This is a genomic window from Candidatus Latescibacterota bacterium, from assembly GCA_019038625.1.
Classification (GTDB): domain Bacteria; phylum Krumholzibacteriota; class Krumholzibacteriia; order Krumholzibacteriales; family Krumholzibacteriaceae; genus JAGLYV01.
Map to the genome: position 1 here is coordinate 1 of JAHOYU010000039.1, position 21,535 is coordinate 21,535.

Below are 21,535 nucleotides of genomic sequence, written 5' to 3' on the forward strand. Positions count from 1 at the left end.
TTCAAGCAACCTGCTGTCTCTTTCCTCAAGCGGCAATTCTCTGATGTTCAGATCCTTCATGAGGCCGACGACCCTCTGCCCCATTCGATCGATCCTGTCACTGACCTTCCCTGACTCGAAGGTGCCCAGCTGCTCCACCCAGGGCTGCTGGTCATCGAGTTGGACCAGGTGCAGGATACCCAGCCGGACGATCGATCTGGCGACCTCGTCGACTTCGGTCTCGAAAACCATCACGTTGATCTGATGCATTCGTTCAGGAGTAAACATTCAACCAACTCCACTTATTGTGACCATCAAATAAAGACCCCGATAACCACCCGGGAAGAGACCCTGACAACCATCTAGAAAGAGACTCTGAGATGACTCTCTATCTCTCCGCGATCCATTTTGTATATCTTGCCGTTCATTATCGTTATAATATTCCTTATCTCGGTCCGCTTCAGGATGAGATACGAGAGAACTGTCCCGATAGTAAAAGGAAATCCTCCAAGTGTCTTTCTGGCTTCGGTGATAAGGTAATTCCACAGGATGATCTCGAGCAGGTAAAGCTTGCTCAGCTGGTCGCCGCTGACCAGCAACTCCGAAGCATTCGCGAAAGATTTTTCCAATGCCACAGAGATCACTTCCTTGATAGATTCGGCTTTGAACGCCTGACGCAACCTATCCCGCTTCATACGGTAACCACCGGGAATATTGTAATCGAGCAATTCGCCTACAGGAATATCATAATAGAACTTGAGACGCACGAGCCAACCCAGGTTCTTCTGGTCGATTTCGAGTCCAACGAGTTTTTTCGCTATCTCCCGGTCCTTTTTGCCCAGAGCGGCAACCCTCGACTTCAGCCTTTCGTAATAATCTATCTCGAGGTTTATCTCGATCGGAAACAGGGTGCGGCGCTCGTTATAATCATCAAGCACCACTTCGACCGCTTTCTGGAACGGGGTGCCCGAAAGATACGATACAGCGTCCTCCATCGAGGAAGCTTCTGAGATCGCCTGGTACGGGAGCGAATGGGGCAGATCCTTTCGGATCATGTATTTCATTTCTTCCCCGTCCCGTCTTCCTTCCCTGATCCTTAGGGCCGTCTTGAGATTCTCTATCTCATACTTCTCGAGGAAATGCTTGATAAGGGCCTTTTCCTCTCCCTTGATATCTTTGAGCAATTCCCTGTGCCACTCGACTTCCTGCTCAAGCAGAAATTTTTCGCCGACCCTTGGATCGAACGAGATCTCCGGTTTCGAGAATACCGGTTCGTAGATCGTACTACTGAGTGATGAGTAAAACTCCGACAGATCACGAGTCTCGGCCAGCCTGTTGATCGTCTCCATATCAAGAAGAGTGCTGAGTCTGGCTCTCACCTTCGCGTTGATAAGCGCATATCTGCTGACTGGTCCAAATATCAAGTTCGCTCCAAAAGCAGTTATTCGGCCTCTTTGCCGGTCACGAGTCCATGGATCCTTGTCACGGCCTTTGCGATCCCGGCGCTCTTCTTCTGGAGAAGTTCCTCGCTGCCGCCGCTGACTTTCGAGACTTGCAGCGCCCTCTCCCGCTCAGCTTCCCTGCTGAGTCTCTCTATAAGCTCCTGCCCATCGTGGACGGCCTGATGCCGGCCCTGTTCCACTACTTCGCGGCTCTTTGTCTCTGCACCGCGAACAACTTTCTGAGCCTTCGCTTTCGCTTCATCGATCCGACCACGAATCTCTTTTTCGGTCTCCATGATTTTTTTGACTATTTCTTTCAAAACGACTCCCTGGCAGTCCGTCCTGGACAGAACCCATCGGCCGACACGAGGGTGCCGGTCCAGATTAATGCGGTAGTATAGCCATTAGGCAGGATAGTGTCAATGAGGTTGGAGATATTTCCGCTGACGAAGACTCTTCCGCCAAAGTTATTCCCGCTTCTCACGGATCATATCTCTCCGCGTCCCACCCGTACGTCTCGTACCGGTAGTTCATTTCCTCCCCATCGATGTCGACGACGACAAAACCTTCGGGAAATCCATCTCGCGGGCCCTTCCACCAGGCGCCACACACAGCGCCACCTGTCACGTAATGAATACCCTTGAAGGATATCTGCTCGACTATGTGAAGATGCCCCTGAAGGACCATTCGGAGATCGTGCCCCTCGAAAAGGTCGAGTACTTCCTTCGAATTGACTACCACCTCTCCCGTGAACAGGGGCTTTGCGTGACCTTTTTTTATCTGCTTGTAAACTGTGATCAGGGGGATATGCACACAGAGCACGATAGGAGTTCCAGAGGCGGTCGATGCGAGATCCCGCTTCAGCCAGTCGAGTTGCCTGGATCCGGCGAACCCCATATAGCTGTGTTCCCCGGAATAACCGATCACATCGAGGCTGATAAAATGCCAGCCGCCAAAATCGAATGAGTGGCTTGTAGCCCCTCCTCCGAGTCTCCGCCTGAACATCTCTTTGCCGAACTCCTCATTTTCTCTACTCACACCGGTCGAGTCATAGAGACCGAATATTTCGTGATTCCCGATCGTATTATGAACCGGCGCATCGAACTTTTCACAGAGATCTCCAAACAGGCTGTAGAGTCTCCCCGCCTCTTCGTAAGGCACATCGAGAGCATCATAGACAAGATCTCCCCCCGTGATGATAAAATCAGGTGCAAGGCTGTTTACATGTTCTATCGCAGCTTCAAACCCTTTCACACCACCGAGCTCTTCGGTCAGATGGATGTCTGTCATAAAAACGAATCTGAATCTTTCAGCCCTGCATTCGCTGGTAATCAGGACAAGGAACAACAGTAGGCAGACTGACAGGACTTTTCCAGCTTTACGGCCAGAGACCGATTCCCCTGCTGATCTGAAGGATCTCATTTATTCTCCTTTGAAAAGCCCCCGGACTGTCATCCAGCATATCGGGGCCTACCTTACTTTTTCGACCTTATACCCTCTGTCCCTCAGCGCTTTGATGATGCCATCGTCGCCAACGAGATGCGCCGACCCGACCAGAACGAATTCCTTTTCAGGCGTAATGAACAGCTTTTCTATCTCGGGAAGCCACTTGTCATTTCTGCCCTTGAAGAGATCCCTGTAGATGTCAGGATATTTTTCCTTAACATCGTCCAGCATCAACTCGGCCATCGCCTCAGCATCACCTTTTCGCCAGGTTTCGATCAATTCTTCCACCTGCTCACCGGCCTCTTTCATGTCCTCGATCGAATGCAGGATAAACTCGTCCTCATACCCCTCGCCCATCGAGATGAGATACCCTATCTGGTCATCGACCGATTCGAGGCCGCCAAGTTCCCGGCCGTCCGCCACTGCTCTTCCGTGATAGTGGATATCCACACCCTCCTGGCCTATCCCCTGTTTTTGAAGTTCCAGGGACAGGAGAGATATCATCACGATCGACGGTTTGAGCTGGTTCAACATGGCCAGAGGCATTCCCGCACCGTCGCAATAGGCACTCAACGCCTCGTAGGTCGACTCTGATAGCAGATCATCCAGCCCCTGTCCATCCGGAAGCATCGCTTCAGACATGATCCTCACCTGGGTATCCGGACTCTGAAGCTCGTCCATGTCGGTCTCGAAGACCAGAATCTCGGAATCTTCATATGCCTTGTCGTACTCTGTCGGCAGCGGATAGTCGGACCCCCTTAGCATATGTATCGTGCCACCGAGATAGACGACTGACTTGTCCTTCCGGACCTTCCAGACAAATCCTTCGGCAGATGCCGTGGAATATGCCCCGATGGACAGGCTAAATACCATCAGGACAACTAATGACAATGACATAGACTTTTTCATTTTTTCCTCCCGGATATTTTATTCTTCAATAGCCCGACTTCCTGGATGCCCTCTGCAGCAGGAACTCCAGCATCTATTTACCTGTGGGAATAGTAAACATTATTACGAGTCTTTTTCAAGCAGATTGGTTGAGATCAGAAACGATTCTCTATGGCTCCCTGAATGATACCTGACAAACCTTGCCCACAATCGGCTTGACCCCACTGTGATTTCTGTTGATCTGTCGACATCGACACGAAACGAAAGTCTTTAAAAGAGACTGGTGGAATGACCTGAAAGACTGGCCATCGAACAGCCTTAGATTGAACAGCCACCTTTCTACTAGATTTGCCAGGTTAATACCCAGAATCTCCTTTATTGATTGACCAGGGATGATGTAGTCTGCTCCCTGTAAAGGACACAGGATTATTTCTGGTCCCTGCACGGGTAGCAGGATTGTCCTGCTCAAAATCAAGGCTACTGGATCATTCAGTTCATTCCTCCAGGAGGACTCTGAGATGCAGGAATTTCTCGGACGCATATACTTTGGAAATACAACGCTGGACTACCTCTTATGTCTCGCATTTTTTGTTGGCGGCGTCCTGGTCGTCAAGCTGTTCACTACGATAGTGATGAGACGGCTCAAGAAACTGGCAAGCCGCACAAAAACCGACCTCGACGATTTCCTGCTTCATGCGGTGGACACCAAACTTTCAGCCCTGTTTTACATCGGGGTCCTTTACCTCAGCATGCAGCGACTCACCCTCAACGATACGATGGCCAGGTGGACCTGGATCTTCTTCCTTCTTTTCCTCACGATCTTCGGGATCCGTTTTCTTCTGAGTCTGGTCACATACGCTCTGAATCTCTACTGGACCAGGAAAGATACTGAAGAATCAAAGAAAAAGGCGATCCGGGGCATTCTGACTGTCATCAAATTCGCGGTCTGGGTGATTGCTGTCGTCATACTTCTGGATAACCTCGGAGTGCAGGTCTCCGGCCTCATCGCCGGCCTCGGCATCGGAGGCATCGCCATAGCCCTGGCCGCGCAGGCGGTACTGGGCGACCTGTTCAGCTATTTCACCATCTTCTTCGACAAGCCGTTCGAGATCGGCGACTACATCATCATCGGTGATTTCAGGGGAACGGTGGAACATATCGGGATAAAGACTTCACGCATAAGATCGCTCAGTGGTGAGGAGATCATCATATCTAACACGGACCTGACCAGCTCGCGTGTTCGTAATTACAAGAGGATGGAAAGACGCCGGATACTGTTCAAACTGGGCCTGGTCTACGACACCACTGCGGAACAGCTTGAGGAAGCGACATCGCTCATAAAGGAGATAATCGCGTCGGTCGAGAATGCCGAGTTCGACAGGTCCCATTTCTACCAGTACGGAGATTTCAGTCTCGACATTGAGACCGTCTACTATGTCCTGACCAGGGAATACATCGTCTACATGAACACTCAACAGGACATCAATCTCCGGATAAAGAGAGAATTCGAAAAACGCGGCCTCGAGTTCGCCTACCCGACGCAGACCGTGATTGTGGAGAAGGATGAGACCTGATTTCTGTTGACACCTCCTGTTAAATCATATTTGATGAACGACATACAGCAAACGGAGGGTGCCAGATGGCAGAACGGCAGATTGGGAATTACAAGATACTCAAGCAGATAGGCGTCGGCGGCATGGCCAAGGTCTATCTGGCCGTACACAAGGATGTCCCCAACCTCAAGTTAGTCCTGAAGATCCTTTCAAATTCCCAGCATGCCGAACGCTTCATGCAGGAAGCCGACAAGCTTGCCCTTCTCGATGGAAACCCCAACATATGCCAGATCCGCCATTTCTTCGACCATGAGGACGAGCTCGTGATCGCCATGGAGTATATCGACGGCAAGTCGCTTGAAGAGATGATCGAGGAAAAGGACAGTTTTTCCATTATAGAGTCTCTTAAGATAGTCACCGACCTGCTTGCCGGCCTGGCTCCCGCTCACTCTCAGAATATCTACCACCGCGACCTCAAGCCGGGCAATATCATGTTCGATGGCAAAGGGGTCCTGAAGATCATCGATTTCGGTATCGCGAAGGGCAAGACCGATCCACAGATGACGATAGTAGGCACAGCGGCGGGAACTCCGGAGTATATGGCCCCGGAACAATTCACCGGTGGTGAAGACCTTGATTATTCGAAGTGTGATATATACGCGGTAGGAACGATACTCTACAGGCTTATTACCGGGGAACTTCCCTTCAAGGGCGACAACGAATTCGTTCTTCGCGACGCGAAGATGTTCGAAGAAGCACCTGCTCCTTCCAGCCTTGCAGGCAATATATCAGGAGAATTCGACGAGGTTATACTTAAGGCTATAGACAAGGATCCCGCAGCGAGATTCTCGTCCATGGAAGAGATGCGTACGGAACTATTAAGGATATCATCGCAGCAGGGAGGCGTTCCTGATAGCCCCGTGGCAGAAACGATGGCTAATATAGTAACGGGGCCGGATACACCGGATCGTCCTTCCTCTACCCCGCACCGGGAAAAATCCCGTGCATCAAAAAAAAGCGGCAGCGGAAAGATGGCGGGAATGGTCATCGGCGCTGTGGTCATAATCGCTGCGGCTATTTTCGGACTCAGGATGATGTCTGGCGGAGAAGATGACCTTACAGGAGAAGACCGGTCCGGCAGTTCGCAGGAAACTATTGTAGTTGATAGTACACTGTCCGGAGATAATACAGCATCGGGAAATGAAGATGCTTCGACCGATGGTGAGCCCGGGACTACAAGGTCGACAGACAAAGAGGAAAGGCCCGTCAGCAGGACAACGAGCCCACCCCCCATAGCACCGGGAATCCTGCTGGTCACTTCCAGGCCTGGATACGCGGCGGTCTATATCAATGGAAGACTACAGGACGAACCGACCCCGTTCAGGTTCGAACGTCCCCCTGGACAGTACACAGTCAGAATAGTCAAAGTCATGGACGGGCGGGAACTGGTCCATACAGAAACGGTCACAGTCACTAGCGGCAAGATGATAAAAGTATCGCACAATTTCCAGGAGTAGTTTAGAATCCTGCTATAAAACTCACTCAAAACCGGGAGGCGCATTATGAGACGGATTTTCCTGTTTTTCATTTCCTTTTCTCTTCTGATCCTTTCCCCTATTCATTTTATGACACCGGATTCGGGCGCCCTGGCTTCGGAAAGCGGTGTTTCCGAACAGTTGGCGAAAGCCGTCGATGTCTATCTCGATGGAGAATTCGAGGCTGGACTCGCGATTACGAACGAACTCCTGTCCAGGCAGGACCTAACTGCTAACGATGAGATCGCGATCCTCGAAGTAAAAAGCATCATCACCTATGCCAAGGGCCAGAAGTACAAGAATGAGGCCTACAGCTACCTCCAGAACATCTCACAGATAGGGCATTGTCTCATCAATCTTCCCAGGGAGATGTGGCCCAGCGAGCTTAGAGACAAATGGTACGAACTCTGTCAGAGCAAAAACCTCCTTGTCTGCCCTGACGACCGGGCTCCCGAGATCAAAACGATCGCGATAATGGAATTCGACAACTTCTCGATCGGCAAGTACAAGAAAGAACTGGGCGATATCAGCAAGGCCCTCGCTGATTTTTTCGAATACGATTTCTCGCGTTTTACCGACCTCAAAATAGTCGAGCGTGACAAGCTTGATTACCTGCTCAGGGAGATCAAGCTCTCCGAGGAGGGAAAGATCGATCAGGCGACGGCCGTCAGGGTCGGAAAGATGCTGGGCGCACAGTTGATGGTGTTCGGCAGCATAGCGCAGGTCGACCGTAAAAACGCGAGAATGGTAGTACGCGTTGTAAATGTGGAGACCTCCGAGATAATCACTTCGGCAGATATGGAAGGAAAGCCAAATTTTGTCGAGATGGAAAAAGGGCTAGTAAAAGCTATCGCTGAAAAGCTCGAACTTGTGGTCACGGACCAAATGAAAACTGCGATCGAGGAATCGGCCACTACCGATATGGACGCGGCGAAACTCTACTCGCTCGGACTGAAATACATGGACGATTACCAGTATGAGAAAGCCTATGAACACTTCCAGCAGGCTTACGAAAAAGACAATACTTTCGTCGAGGCAAAGAAAAAGATGGAGATTTACAAACCTCTCATAGGATGAGATCGCTGTGAAGCTGTTTGCGGGATGAACTCATCCTGAACGATAAGGAGAATGCGATGTCGCGATCAATACCGGCGGTCCTTCTGATCTTTGCCCTGCTGATCACCGGCTGCACACAGAGTTTTTACCGGCAGGGCCTTGCCGCCAGCGAAGAGGGAAACCATGATGCCGCCCTCGACCTGTATTACAAGGCTGTCAAAGAACAGCCTGACGACCACCTGGCATGGCGTGAGATCGGCATGGCCTGGTTCAGGACAGGGGCGCTTGAAAAGGCGGAAGAGGCTTTCGCCACTTCCAATCGGATCAGTCCAAACGCTCTTTCCAACCTTTACCTCGGCCTGATCTTCGAAGATACCGGCCAGCTCGACAGGGCGATACGTGTCTACAGCGCGGCGGCGAACCTTCAGGGCAAAGGCAAGACGAAAGAGATGATTGAAGGCAGGTTGAGCGTCCTCATAGACCAGCGCCTTACAAACGAAGCAAAACTGGCTGTTCTGGAAGAAGATTCTCTCGATGTAGATTCACTTCCTAAAAACAGTATTGCGGTAATAAATTTCGACGGCTCGAACCTTTCATCAGACCTGCAGCCGATCGCTCTCGGACTGGCCGAGTTCGTCGCGATGGACCTGGCAAAAGTGTCCAGCCTCAAGGTGCTGGAGAGGATGAAGATCAACGTGATCCTCGACGAGCTCCAGCTCAGTGAATCAAATTATTCAAATACTTCTGTCGGTCCGAGGGTGGGAAAGCTGCTCGGAAGCAGCAGGATAGTCCTCGGCTCGGTTAACAGCACCGGTGATGACGGATTCAGGGTCGACGGAAAGCTGGTCAACACTGCTGACGGCAAAGTCAGCGGCACCCGGTCTGGAGAAGGTAGCCTCGAGGAGTTTTTCCATGTCGAAAAACAATTCGTATTCGGCATCCTCGACACGCTGGGAATCGAGATCACTAAAGAAGAAAGAGACGCTATCGAGGAGGTCCCCACGGAATCGTTCCTTGCTTTCATGTCGTACAGCAAGGGCCTCTTCTATGAAAGACGAGGAATGCACAGCGACGCTGCCAGGTCATTCAGAAACGCGGGGAATGCTGATCCCGGATTTTCCCAGGCCTCGGATCTCGCGGGAAAGATGGACCAGGCATCCTCTTTCGGTTCGTCCGGGTTCGAGGCGGATGTGACCACCTCCATGAAAAGAGAAGACTCTCAGTCGGGCTTCGGCACTGTTCAGGCTGCCAATCTGATCAACTGCAACTTCATAGCAAACACCGATCTCTACTGGACCCTTGGCTCCCTGGCAGCGCCTCCTCCCGGAGGAGCTCCGGTATGGTACGGTAACGGGATAATAATCATAAGGGGGGATTTCGATGCAAAATAAAATCATCATATCAATTATCCTCGCTTTGATCCTGATCTCATCTTCCACCGTACAAGCCCAGATCGTATACGGGCAACCGGGTACGGCGGGACTTAAATTCTATTACAGCTCATGGAATCTGGAGGACCAGGACGGCATCGTGCAGAACATCTCTCAGGGGACTCTCAACCTCTCGGGATTTGTCCCCCTGAGGGACAACCTTGAAGCCAGATATCAGATCCTTTCCGGCTTCAATACTCTGGAGGACGGAAACGGAGAAGACGACCTCTCCGGCCTCGGAGACCTCAGAATCCAGATTTCACGGTCATTTTCACGAGACAGACATCTTCTCTCAGTGGGAGTGAACCTGCCTACAGGCAGCAGGGAACTGAACGCCGAAGGGGAAAGGCGGGTCGTCGAATTTCTTTCCTACGATTTCCTCACTCTTCCGATGCGCAGGTTCGGAGAGGGATTGGGATTTAATATCCAGGCCGGTACGGCAGCCGAGCTGGGTCGGTTCAAATGCGGCCTGAGCGCGGTATATGATTTCCTCGGCACCTACACACCATATGAGGAGGCGGGCGACTACAACCCCGGCGATGCGATCTCTGTGAATGCTACGGCAAGCACGATGTCCGGAAAGGTGAACTATACAGGCGACTTCGGTTTCTCGGCCTTCGGCACCGACGCCCTTGATGACGATGATATCTACAAACAGGCACCCCAGTTCAATGCCCGGGTCATGGCAGTCATCCCAGGCAAAAAATATACTACTTCGATCGGTACAAGGTTGATCATTCGCGGCCGCAATAAACGATACAGCCTGACAGATGGAGTGATTGACAGCCAGTTGAAAAAATATGGAGACGAGATAGGAGGCTTTGCCCGCGTCTCCTTCAAAGCCTGGAACGCATGGAACATAGGTACCATGTTGGGGATCAGACAGATCATGGCCAACGAAGAAGAGTTCGATGCATCGACGGTCTTCAACCTCGGCCTGGACCTTTCGAGGGCGATCAATGACCGACTGACATTCGATACAGGAGTGATTTATTATACAGGCTCCGCCGACGGCGGCGAACTCGACATGAGCGGTTTCCAGATGTCAGGTGGAATCAGCCTATCTTACTAGGAGGAGTGAATGATGTTAAGACAGGGTAAATATAACAATATGACCGTCATACTGCTCCTTCTCCTGCTGGCCATTACCACGGCCTGTTCGGAAAAGATAACTTCCGCCGGGGATCAGGGGATAGAGCTGCAGATCCAGAGTTCGGTCGGCGCGTGGATGGACGTGACTCAGGCTTCGACCTTTTTTCTGACCGTCACCGGCAAGGGGATAATCAAACCTCTCACTACCGAGCTTTTTTATCATGATGGGTTCCTCGACGGAGAAATCAAGGTTCCGGCCGGGCCGGGAAGACTTTTTGTCATTCGGGCTTACGACGCAGATGGCATACTGATATACTCCGGCAGAACTATCGCCGACGTTATTGGTGGCGAAGAACTCGTACTGGACATAGAGATGGTACCTGACGTACCGATGATAAAGTTATCGCCCCTCTATACCGAGACACTGCAGGGCGATCTGCTGGCAATGAAAATAAGTGTATTCAATCTGCCCGACATCGGCAGGATAAGGATGGAGGTCTCGAACGAAAGAGGGGAAAACTTCAATTTCATACGATACGACAGCCTGAAGATCAATCCTGCGCTGGAAGTCAACGAACCGGAGATCTGGACGGGAGAGGGCGGCGAAGCATACATCGACCTGGAAAGTAGAAATGTGGAGCTGTACAGCATCGTGGACCAGGATGGCTACGCCGAGATCGGCACTGTCTATTATAACACTCATAATTATGAAGTGACCCTCGAGACTGTCATCTTCTCCCCCGCAGTCCTGCTCATGCAGGACAGGGGCGGAAATACGCTTCCGATCGAGGACATACATGCCGAGACCTCTGTCGCGATCCTCCACGCCTTCTGGTCGCGCATGGTAGCTTCCTACAATATGGGCTTGTCTGAAATAATGGACAATCCCAATTTCATTGATGATGATACGGATAATGGCCTCCACGGGATGGCCACAGGCACGACTATCATTAACGGGCGCTTCGGAGATGCCAGGCTGTTCGACGGTAACAGCGACTACATCACGATCCCTGATAACGACCTTCTGGATCTTCAGGAAGGTATCACTCTCGCGATGTGGGTCCAGGTCGATCCCTGGTCGGGTGGCACAGCTGCCCCACAGGGACCAGCGATGAACCCCCGGATGTCGATGGTCTGCAAAAGGAATCCTGAAGGAGTCATAAATTACGAGCTTGCGATGCTGGACGTCTCGCAGAGCGACGAATTTGTCGAGCTTGAATTCAGGTATGGCAATTCTACGACACACGCTTATAAAGCCGTGCTTCCTCACAATCTGTTGGATGACTGGATACATATCGTATTCTCCTTCAGATTCGGTGATCCTGAATCAGCCATTATGACTGCAGGGTACTCGATCCCCTCAACACTTGAGGGCGGGTGGGTCAGCGGCAACGGGTTCGAACCACCCCCCATCACGAGTGGCGACCTTCTGATCGGCATGGACAATGCCGAAATATCCTCGTATTTCGAAGGGGGTTTGGACGAGCTGGACATCCTCGATCACGCTCTTAGCATTGAGCTGATCAAGTATCGTTACACTTTTTATTATTGATGGAGATTCGGGGCCACCGCTCTGAGAGGTGGCCCCATTGATTTGTCTGCGCTGCTATTATTCACTCTTCAGAATAATCGTCTCACCGATCATGGCGGGATATTCCAGCGCCGTATCTATAGTCCCCTGCTGGCCCTTGATAAACAGGCCTGCGATAAAGATCCAGGAGATGAGCTTTCTGCTCCCGCCCTCATTTTCTATCGCACCGGACAACTTTATCATTTCGCCATCGGCCGCCGCGTAGGCCCCCTTGGGAGCAAGGGAAACAAAAGCGATCTTGATCATCCCCGGCTTTCCTCGCCTTGACGCGGATACCGCTTCTTCTACTTTCGCTGTGCCTTCCGCTCCTGCTTCGATAATCGTCTTTCCACCGATCTTTATATCCTCAGCGAGATATATCGAGATTGTGACTCCTGCCTGCAGCTTTCCTGAATCGATCATCATCGCAGGATCGAATTTCACCTTGATCTCAGTCTCTTCGGGCAGGACTACCTTGGCGGCGAAAGATGCGGCAGGGGCTGCTAAAGCCATGAGAGCCACCAATCCCAAAATCACGGACCCTGCTATTACATGTTTTCTCATCGCAGATCCTTTCTACTTACACTACTTATCTCTATCCTGGTTTTACGGATCCAGTCCCTCTATTTGAGTTTTGGCAGGCGTTCCTTCAGCCCGCCTTTGAAACTGAGTATTATCGTTTTATTGATATTGGGAAAGGCAATACTTCCCTCTGCTTCGAAGATAGCGTATTTGTCCTGAAATACGACCCTGTCACTCGGTTTTTTACCCCAATTGCACTCATGTCTCAACTCGTCAATAGCTATGTGGACATCATCCCCTGGCTTCCACTTGAGCTTGATCTCATCGCCTTCGAGCAACTGGGTCTCGTTCGACCAGGATGGATTACCACCAGATCCGGTCACCTCTATGTGCAGATGCCCCATATCGGGTACGGTCTGAAGGACGCACGTATATGTCCTCCTCTTTTCCCACTTCTTCGCTTCTGCCAGGAAGGCATTTATCGCTGAGATCTGTGTCGAGTTTGTACTCGCGGAGAGTTTATCCCTGACCGCACTGAGCTTGGCAGGAACTTCTCCCAGCACATAGGCGGGATCGGATGACCCGTTTACTTTATCCTTGATCTGATTGTACTCGTTCAGGTTCGAGGCCGTGGCCCGCACCGTAGGGACCGAACGAGAAACAGGAATGTCGAGAACTCCGAGAAGAACGCTACCCAGCCTCTTTTCCGACTCACTATAGTTCTGCGCGTTCTCCAGATTAAAATTCACCTGGTAATTGATCTTCTCCAGCACAGACGTGTCGGCAGGATTCTTTACATATTTTGTGAACAGGTCCCAATAGTAGAACACCCTGTCGGAGCGCATGTAGAGTACCGAAGTCTTCTCGCCCACATGCATCCTCTCCAGGCTACCGACAAGCCTTCTGTGAGTATCGCTGAGGATCAGGCTGTCCAGCCCCTGATCATATTTGGGCTGAAGTTTCGGGTCCGAGATGATATCCGCAAAACCGGTTATGATACTATCCAGTCTGGCTACAGCCGGTCCGAGACTGAATTCGCTGTAGACATCCCTCATCCTTGAGGATGTAAGGCGATATTCGGTGAACATCTTTCTGACCAGCATCTTGTTGCCGTAACGGTTGTATGCCCTGATAATATCACTGCGCTGTGCATCGGAAGTATTCAGGATATTGCCGTCGACAGAGTTCAGGACACTGTTCTCTACCCTGTAGGCGGAGCGAAGGAAACCCCCGAAATGAAAGAGATAGGGTAAAGAGAAAAGAAGTATCCAGATAATCGAGGCCACAGAGACATACCCCGCTATCCTCCGCATCACATTCAACCTCTGGCTCCTGACAATAGAATTCAGTATCCAATAAAAAGGTCTGGTCACTCCGCACGGATTGACCTTCTCCGGCGGAGCGTATATCGAACGCCCGACATCCACTCCTATTTTTTCCGGTCTGTTCCCGGTACTCGACACGAAGAATATCTGGAAATCGAGTGTCCTGCCGACAACGATCCTGATAAACTCTCGGAGCTTCACGAGGACATTTCTAACCGAAGTGGCCCATTCCCTGTTTTCTGAAAAGCTTTCAAAATCGAGGACCTTCTCGAGGAATTTCTCGTAATCTTCCGCGATCACCTGTTCGTCCTCGGGCTGGATCAGCACTGACTGGTCTTCGCCATTGTATCCGGGAAGTATGTCGGATTTCGATATAACGAGACCGACCGGGATCGGCAGACGTGACCTGAGCGGAACGATCCTCTCAAGAATATTAATAAATGTAGACGCCCTCGCCTGGACCTCAGGATCGGCACCGAGTATCTTCGGGTCGAAAAAGAAGAGAAGCCCGTCCGCGTCGACCATAAAATCCCTTATCTTCTCCGCATCGTCCGAATGCTCGGAGATCGCCACCGCGCGACCGCTGTAATCGTAGGAGACTACCGGGATCTTCGTGTTGCCATCGAGGATCGCCGTAAACTGAAGTATGATGTCCTTTTCAGTCGGGTCCGGAAATTTCTTGGGGACGGGCCTGGCAGCGATCGTACCGGTTCCGGAACTATCGCAATCGACTCCCTTGATAGCCATGTCGTTCTTGAAGAATTCGCTGGCCGTCGCGTTGTCCCTCACCGATATCTGAAAATCTTTCGTCGACTTGCTCTTGGTATAGAGTGATGTAAAGAATACCGTCTTTCCAGAGTTTTCGTGCCCGAACACCCCCACCCGGATACCTTCCGGCCACTTTACTGGAGCGGCTGCACCTCCACCTCTGGACTTCTTTACCTTCTTTGATCCCTTTTTTGCAAACTTGAATATCTTCGCGAAACCCATTTTTCTCCCGTTACGCTATCTGCCCGTGGCGTCCATGGTATCTTCGACACGCTGTTCAAACTCCGTCAACCTGCTTTGCGAATAACTTGTCCACTTCATTGGAACGAGAAACGCAAGAAGGATGAACAGCACCATGATCAGTCCGTAAAACATATATCCCGAATATCGCTGTGCCAGTGCCAGCTTTACATAGTTAAAACTGGAGAAGAACCCCTTGAGCTTGCCCCATGCCTCGCTGAGAGACGCTTTCAATCGGTCCATGAACGATTCTTCTATGAGGTAATTCCACTCTCTAAGGTAACTTTCGGGAAGAGGGCCCTCGTGCTTGAGCTTGTCGAATACACCCGTATTCCTCATGTGATGTTCGAGCGAATCCCTGTCATCGACCACACTGTCACCCAGTTCGGCCCTTCTCATGTGAAGAGTGAGCAGTTTCTGATAAACAGGCATTCCCTTGAAGTCTTCAAAGTTTACTTCTTTTGCGGTACTGCTGCCGAACGTCCTTATGAAACGTCCTATCTCCTTGAGAAAGAAATGATTCAGCTTGAAATTGTTATTAAGACTGCCTTCCCTCGTAAGAAGGGGCATGAGGAATGTCTCGAAATAGGCGACATCCCGTTTGACGTTTCTGAACTCCCGGCAATACATGTATGCCCTGTTCGACTGTCCGTCAGTGTCGGCAACCGACTCGAAGAAGGATATGATGATCTGTACAGTCAACTGTCGCAGGTCTGAACTGTTCAGCGGGCGTTGCTTTATCTTCTCGAGAAAGACCCGGTCGACCTCGACCGCCTTGTCCCTCTGCTCTCTCAAAGCCTGGAATACCGCGCAGACCCCGTTGTATGTCTGAAAGAACGCTTCCGCTTCAAACGTTGAGTAGTCGCTCTCGTAATCCTTCAGGTATTTGAAGAGATCCTCAATATAGGTCGTTATGCTCTGTCCCATTTCACCACACCTTCTGTCACACAACGTACAGAATAAGATCCGATTTGCTCAATCCCGACAGCTTCTGAGGCTCCGGGATACCACGGAATATGAATGTCACCTGTCTGACAGACGCTGCCTGAAGCATATCCATCGGATGCAGGACGACTTTGTTGCTGTAACTGGTAATATCCACTTCGACAGGGTCGGTCTCGCCAAGGCCCCGAGCCTCGTTCACGCCGAGGCGCACCTGCATCGAACGCCACTGGCTGTCGGAGAAGAGATTCTTGTCGATCAGGGTCACCGTATCGTTCACAGGGCATGGCTCGGCCAGTTCCATCACGAGGTAACTGAGCTCGCCGACCTCTTCCAGCCTGCTCGCCCCCAGATCGCAGTTTTTGTATGTCTTTCCCTGGTAGGTGATCGTCTCGGTGGCAACGGCCTGATCGCTGAGTTGATCGAGGCGCGTCTGCGAGAGGAAGGCCATCAGCGCTCTCATCGTACCGAGGATGCTGTCTACCATCCGTATCTGACCGGCGATATTCCTGTGATCATACTCCGAGAGAAGAAAAGCGTCGATCGACGACAGGTATGTCCCGACATCTGTCCCCGCCTCTTTTGCAAAGAATTTCTCGTTGAGATAGTCCTTCAGCGCGGGCTGCAGATTAAGCAGAGATGAAGTGACCCGGAAAAGCTTCCTGAAGTGGGTCATGAAGACACCGGGATGCGGCGCGTTGCGCCCCACTGTAAGATCATCCAGGTGCGAAGACATGTGAGATACGAGAAAATGCGTCGTCTCCCTGAAGGCACTCTGGAGTTTCGTCGACGCTCCTTCGAGTCCCTGGTCGGAAGATGCCGCCAGATATGCGTTTATCGAAAGCTTGAGCAGGTTCTCGACTCTGTTCCTGTAGTCTATCGCTATCGCGTAAAGCCGGTCGTCTGCGTTTATGCTGACGCATGGAGGAAAATAATCATCGGCCGGCGAGACCTCGCTCCCGTTGATGGCAAACAGCCCTATCTGGATATACATCGACTCGGGGAGATTCGGCACCTGCCCGAGAAAGACGCGGTAAGCAGGGATCTCATATGGTATTCTTGGCACTTCCTCCGCTGGATCGGGCGACCCGACCTGGACTCTTTCACCAGGCATTACGCCGATGAATACCGGGACCCTGGTATCGTTGACATCGGCTTCCGCCTTGAGGACAGTTCCCTCACTTGTCACTTCGCTATATTCCACAGCCATTCCGCAGGGAAGGAGAGCCTGACAATGACTGACTTCGACTTTCAACCTGTTACCGCTGAGGCTCGCGTTCATCTTTAGCGGAGGCTGGGCCACATCCTTTTTCACAAGCCCGAAATTATCTCCAGAGCCTGTCGAATGCCAGCGTACCAGCTCCTCGAAATATCTCTCCTGGTCCCTCAGGTGACCCATAGAGAGAAGCATCCCGTCCTGCCAGTTCATCGATTGCAGTTTGAAACCATCCATCATCCTACCTCGCAGAATTCTGCCCCGTAAAACCTATAAGACTTTATTGTTAACAGCTTTCCTTGTCAAGACATACATCTATATCCGGTCAGATGTATGTCGAATATCCGAGGTGCCCCATAGTCCTTTCTTCATGTGCCCGTGTTTTCTCAGCGTGCTTCCTGTCGACCGCGATCGATATTCTATAATCGAGGTCCCCCGGCATACAAAAGTCGAGGAAGCTCTCTACCCTGTTTCGGACCTTTCCGCCGGGAAGAAGATCTCCAATCTTTCCCTTTGGTACTCCGACGAATGATACCTCGTAGGTCGAATCGCATTCCTCAAAGCTACTACCGACCAACGTCTCACATCCGAGTCTGCCGGTCCTCGAACCAAGCCTGTACTTTATCTCTGATGGGATCTCCGTCCTGGACTTGACATTTTCCTTCATGCTGACCCTGAAGCCGGTCAACCTCTCCAACACAGCGGATACTGCCTCTGGATTACCTCCCCAACTGTGGATCGAAGGGAGTATAGCAGCGAGAAACATCATATCGCTGCTGCTTTTCACTCCATCACCTGGATCGAATTCATAAAGGACCATGAACCGTTTTAGATGCTCCTCGTCTATGACTCCGAAGCTGTTCTTGAGAGAATGCATCCGCATCGCTGCCTCGTATCGTATAGTGGCAGCGTCGAACGGAGCCATCAGGCATCGAGCCTCATCCTCCCACGTATTGTCAGTGTCACGTATCCCCTGAAGCCCGTAGAAGAACTGGTACGGCATAAAATCGATGGCCGACTCGCATCCTACCTCGAGAGTGACCACCGTCCCATGGGTAATCACCTCTCCCACCTCGGGCTCCTGCGACCGGATCTCTCCGCGGTAGTTCTCGTAGATGCCGGCTGCCTTTAAATGGATATTATCAAGGGGAATACCCATACTCTCGAGAAGATTCAATGCCGTCAGATAATGGAACTTGAATCTGCGGCTTGTAAAATCTGGCATCTTCATGTCAGCACGAGACATCATCTCTTTATCATCTCCAGTTTAAACTGGCTGTTAATCGATGTACGGGCCTTGAGAAACGAGCCAAGACGCGTTTTCAACAGTTCGACCTCGTCGTCTGAGTAGAACAGTTTGCTGTCCACGGTCACGTTGACAACCACGCATTTTCTAACACCGCCATCGGTGCGCATCACACCTCTCTCGCAACCAGCCTGGACTATCCTCTCGTCGAAAGTCCTCACCCAATTCGTCAGCTGGTCGAACGACATGGCACGGTCACGTCCACGAAGACGCGAGGAGATCTCGGTCATCACCTGCTGCTCCGTCTTGGCCGGGATAGCTCCGCTGACAGGCATCACGTTCTTCAAAGATACGATTCCGGGATGGTTCTCGTAGAGTTCTGTGATCTTACCTGCTGATATCCCGTTAGCTTCCGTTCCAGATGTTATGGAATAATTGACTGTTATCGAATCGGGAGGAAGCTCGATCCCTTCCGAGAAATCAAACCAGAGAGTAAGACGTCCATCCTGTTCGATCAGGTTATAGAATTTGTCCTCTCCCGAAGAGAGGGCTTCATGCTGCGCCACATAACCCTTCCCACTCGAATCAGTCACCGAGATTATCTCCACCACCCTGTCCGGGTCGTCAGGAATCTCTATCTCTATCAGCCTGTTGCCCCCGGTGTGCTTGAAAAGGGTCTGTTCGTACCTGTTGACCGCGACAAAACAGTCGAAATCGATCCTCACCGGAGATTGAAGGACGGCCCTGTCTCCACCCGCGGGCAGGACTATCTTTACCCAGAACAGTTCGCTGCTGTTTTCAGGCAGGGTCATCCCGGCGTCTGCAACCATCCTCGCAAAACCGCTGTCAGGGTCACCCTTTCGCCATGGAGTGATGAACCCCTCGGGAATGACTACAAAACTGTTATCCAGAGGATTGAACAGATCGCTGCTGCGCCTGAGGCCACCCCAATCTATCGTCTCTTCTCCTGCTGAAAAAATATCGTCGATACTACCGGAAAGTCCGGGACAGAAGCTGCCTTCCTCGTAGAAAGACCCATCGATACACGGAGACCACCGGGCCCACCTGAGCTGTTTGAGAGCCTCATCGCTCCCCCTGAGAAACAGCAACGCTCCAGCAAAGTCTTCGACCTGCCCCCCGTGTTCAACCGCCATATAGAGGACTGCTTCACCTTCTGAATATGCCGCCGGCTGCATCCTCGTCGAGATCTGTGTACTGCCGTCCTGTACAGGTGATATGTCGCGAATATTTCCTCCAGCGACAAAATAGAGATTCTTTACCTTTGCGCTGAGAAGTTTTTCATTCCTCAATGACGAGAAAAAGAATGTCTTCCCCGCTTCGCGTTCCTCCTTGTAGAAGAATCTCGTCCGTGGATCGACATAGATCACGGGATCGGTAGGGTCAGCCTGGATAACGGTGAATGCCGGCACGGGCCATCTCAGGCTTTCGGGGCAGAGCGACCTGAGCAAGGCATTCGACGCCTTCGTCCATGTATCCACGATCCTGCCATCGATCGAGGAAAGCTGACTTGAATAAAGCTTCAGCATGATCCGGAGGATGGGGTCCATCCTGTCGGGTGATTCGGGAATATCCGTGTTCCAGGAACGAAGTTCCCTGTGCATGCCCTGAAAGATCTCTTCAGCTGTCTTGGATTTTTCGCTGTTCATATCAACCGACGTTGAAGGTCTCTTCAAACCTCTTCTCGTCTTTTTCCTCCCGGTAGTTGCCGATCACCTTCACCGCCACACCCAGAGGGTGGTTCGGTCCCGTCTCGATATTCATCAATGACACTGATAAATTGTACAGCCTTGGCTCAAACTTGCTTATGGCGTTACGAACACTCCCCTGAACATCGGACCTGTTTACCATGAACAGATCGGAATATTCCCTGTCCCACAGGTCGCACCCGAATTCCTCATCAAATGGCAGGGTACCTTTTCGCGTGCTGAGTATGAGTCCTATTGAATAGGAGATCGAATCATAAAGATTTGTCTTGTTCAGGTACCCCTTGCGAAGGGCAAATGGCAACGATAGATACTCCATCATCATCCCTAGTTAAGATTGATCATGCCGCCCTGGACGTTGACCTGGGCGGTTCCCTTGATGTCGTGATTCGCGGAGGCCTCCGACTTTATATTGGCGCTGGCCTTCACTTCAATATTGGCTCCCTCTATCGTTACATCTCCGCCTGCCTTCAGAGTGATTCCCTCATCCATGTCGACATTGAGATTTGCTCCCTTGAGAGTGATGTCGCCCTTACTGGTGATGGATATCGAAGGACCTGACATATCAAGAACGATCTGATTGTCACCGTCCTTCTGGGAGATGGTTATCGCCTCTTCACCGTCTTTGTCCTTGAAGACGATCTTGTTACCACTACGGGTCATGAACATCTTGATATCGTTCTCGCTGGAGATGGCCTCCTGCATCGGAGCATTTTCCTTGTTATACATGCAACCCAGCACAACGGGATAATTGGTATTGCCGTGTTCATAGCCGATCAGCACTTCGTCCTCCAGCTCGGGAAGGATATACCATCCACGATCTGCCCCGGCATGCGGCACCATCATCCTTACCCAGGCGGTCTGTTCGGAATCGAGCCAGGGATAACTGACCTTTATCCTGCCGAGACTTTCGGGATCTTCCAGATCCACTACCCTGGCAACATGCATGCCCGGCATCGTCTTTTTCTTCTTCTCTACGACAGACTCAATGCTGTTCGCGTCCTCACGCCGCGCGCTGCCCCCGCTGGCGTCCCCCTGTTTTACATCTCCCGCACCGAGTTCCTTCTTCGCCAATATGGAGCCAGGGTAAGCGATATCGAGGGGAGTGCAGACGAACGTATTGTGATACTTGCCGCTTTCATCGAATATGTGCCGTGTGCCGATCACCCAGTACTGTCCGTCGAGCTTGTCCATTCCGTTCACCTGGACGCAGCTTCCGACCTCGACCTCGGGGACAATGGACTGACCGTTGCACCTGATCATGCCGCCCATCGCCTTGCGGCGTTCGTTCTTCAGGACCTTGTCGAGGGACTGTGCGTCATTCACCATCTTGGGTGCGGCGGAAAATCCTGATTTTCCATATATTTTCTTCGAAGCCTCTGGAGATCTTTTTGAGATGTCGGACAGGACCGCCTCCTGGGAGATCGACTGGCTGTCCTGCGAGTAAGTCTTTTTCTGTTCGTAATTGTAGACATCTGACTGGAATTCCGCTGGAGCGGTCCCCAACCCTACCTTCAATGCTCCGAGATCCTCCCGCCACTTCAGTTCCACGGTATTGCTG

Annotated in this window: 20 protein-coding genes; 6 read left to right on the plus strand and 14 right to left on the minus strand. The window is 51.4% G+C overall.

The window, feature by feature from the left end:
- The 6 genes from KOO63_02575 to KOO63_02600 form a co-directional block, all read right to left on the minus strand.
- The coding region (locus KOO63_02575; GenBank protein ID MBU8920723.1) for a hypothetical protein at positions 1-267 on the minus strand (267 nt) is incomplete at its 3' end.
- A gap of 74 nt (positions 268-341) precedes the next feature.
- A complete protein-coding gene (locus KOO63_02580; protein ID MBU8920724.1) occupies positions 342-1,403 on the minus strand; it encodes a V-type ATPase subunit in 1,062 nt (353 codons plus the stop codon).
- A gap of 17 nt (positions 1,404-1,420) precedes the next feature.
- Positions 1,421-1,741, minus strand: a complete 321-nt coding sequence (locus KOO63_02585) for a hypothetical protein (GenBank protein ID MBU8920725.1) — start codon at positions 1,739-1,741, stop codon at positions 1,421-1,423.
- Positions 1,738-1,905 (minus strand): hypothetical protein, encoded by a 168-nt coding sequence (locus KOO63_02590; GenBank protein MBU8920726.1) that lies wholly within the window; start codon positions 1,903-1,905, stop codon positions 1,738-1,740. Before KOO63_02590 ends, KOO63_02585 begins: the two co-directional genes overlap by 4 nt.
- A complete protein-coding gene (locus tag KOO63_02595; protein MBU8920727.1) occupies positions 1,902-2,843 on the minus strand; it encodes a metallophosphoesterase in 942 nt (313 codons plus the stop codon). Before KOO63_02595 ends, KOO63_02590 begins: the two co-directional genes overlap by 4 nt.
- A gap of 48 nt (positions 2,844-2,891) precedes the next feature.
- Entirely contained in the window at positions 2,892-3,776 is an 885-nt protein-coding gene (locus tag KOO63_02600; protein ID MBU8920728.1) for a TraB/GumN family protein, read from the minus strand.
- A 497-nt stretch (positions 3,777-4,273) separates the two neighbouring features.
- Here KOO63_02600 and KOO63_02605 point away from each other — a divergent pair, with 497 nt between their 5' ends.
- From KOO63_02605 to KOO63_02630, 6 genes are all read left to right on the plus strand, one after another.
- On the plus strand, positions 4,274-5,329 hold the full coding sequence (locus KOO63_02605; GenBank protein ID MBU8920729.1) for a mechanosensitive ion channel family protein: 1,056 nt from the start codon (positions 4,274-4,276) through the stop codon (positions 5,327-5,329).
- A gap of 65 nt (positions 5,330-5,394) precedes the next feature.
- Positions 5,395-6,825, plus strand: a complete 1,431-nt coding sequence (locus KOO63_02610; GenBank protein ID MBU8920730.1) for a protein kinase — start codon at positions 5,395-5,397, stop codon at positions 6,823-6,825.
- A 45-nt stretch (positions 6,826-6,870) separates the two neighbouring features.
- On the plus strand, positions 6,871-7,920 hold the full coding sequence (locus tag KOO63_02615) for a CsgG/HfaB family protein (GenBank protein ID MBU8920731.1): 1,050 nt from the start codon (positions 6,871-6,873) through the stop codon (positions 7,918-7,920).
- Positions 7,921-7,976: 56 nt separating this feature from the next.
- Entirely contained in the window at positions 7,977-9,290 is a 1,314-nt protein-coding gene (locus tag KOO63_02620; GenBank protein MBU8920732.1) for a tetratricopeptide repeat protein, read from the plus strand.
- The gene (locus tag KOO63_02625) at positions 9,280-10,401 is read left to right on the plus strand and encodes a hypothetical protein (protein ID MBU8920733.1); all 1,122 of its coding nucleotides are present in this window, start codon (positions 9,280-9,282) and stop codon (positions 10,399-10,401) included. The genes KOO63_02620 and KOO63_02625 overlap by 11 nt, the downstream gene beginning before the upstream one ends.
- A gap of 9 nt (positions 10,402-10,410) precedes the next feature.
- Positions 10,411-11,973: a LamG domain-containing protein gene (locus KOO63_02630; GenBank protein ID MBU8920734.1), complete on the plus strand. Its 1,563-nt coding sequence runs from the start codon at positions 10,411-10,413 to the stop codon at positions 11,971-11,973.
- A gap of 57 nt (positions 11,974-12,030) precedes the next feature.
- Here KOO63_02630 and KOO63_02635 read toward each other — a convergent pair whose 3' ends face one another.
- The 8 genes from KOO63_02635 to KOO63_02670 all read right to left on the minus strand — a co-directional run.
- Entirely contained in the window at positions 12,031-12,504 is a 474-nt protein-coding gene (locus KOO63_02635) for a hypothetical protein (protein MBU8920735.1), read from the minus strand.
- Between the two features lie 110 nt (positions 12,505-12,614).
- Positions 12,615-14,828, minus strand: a complete 2,214-nt coding sequence (locus tag KOO63_02640) for a GTPase domain-containing protein (protein MBU8920736.1) — start codon at positions 14,826-14,828, stop codon at positions 12,615-12,617.
- Positions 14,829-14,843: 15 nt separating this feature from the next.
- Entirely contained in the window at positions 14,844-15,773 is a 930-nt protein-coding gene (locus KOO63_02645; GenBank protein ID MBU8920737.1) for a hypothetical protein, read from the minus strand.
- A 16-nt stretch (positions 15,774-15,789) separates the two neighbouring features.
- On the minus strand, positions 15,790-17,244 hold the full coding sequence (locus KOO63_02650; protein ID MBU8920738.1) for a hypothetical protein: 1,455 nt from the start codon (positions 17,242-17,244) through the stop codon (positions 15,790-15,792).
- Between the two features lie 85 nt (positions 17,245-17,329).
- A complete protein-coding gene (locus KOO63_02655) occupies positions 17,330-18,253 on the minus strand; it encodes a type VI secretion system baseplate subunit TssG (GenBank protein MBU8920739.1) in 924 nt (307 codons plus the stop codon).
- The gene (locus tag KOO63_02660) at positions 18,250-19,944 is read right to left on the minus strand and encodes a hypothetical protein (protein MBU8920740.1); all 1,695 of its coding nucleotides are present in this window, start codon (positions 19,942-19,944) and stop codon (positions 18,250-18,252) included. The genes KOO63_02655 and KOO63_02660 overlap by 4 nt, the downstream gene beginning before the upstream one ends.
- A complete protein-coding gene (locus KOO63_02665; GenBank protein ID MBU8920741.1) occupies positions 19,919-20,278 on the minus strand; it encodes a GPW/gp25 family protein in 360 nt (119 codons plus the stop codon). The genes KOO63_02660 and KOO63_02665 overlap by 26 nt, the downstream gene beginning before the upstream one ends.
- Before the next feature lie 23 nt (positions 20,279-20,301).
- On the minus strand, positions 20,302-21,535 hold a 1,234-nt coding region (locus tag KOO63_02670), incomplete at its 5' end, for a hypothetical protein (GenBank protein MBU8920742.1).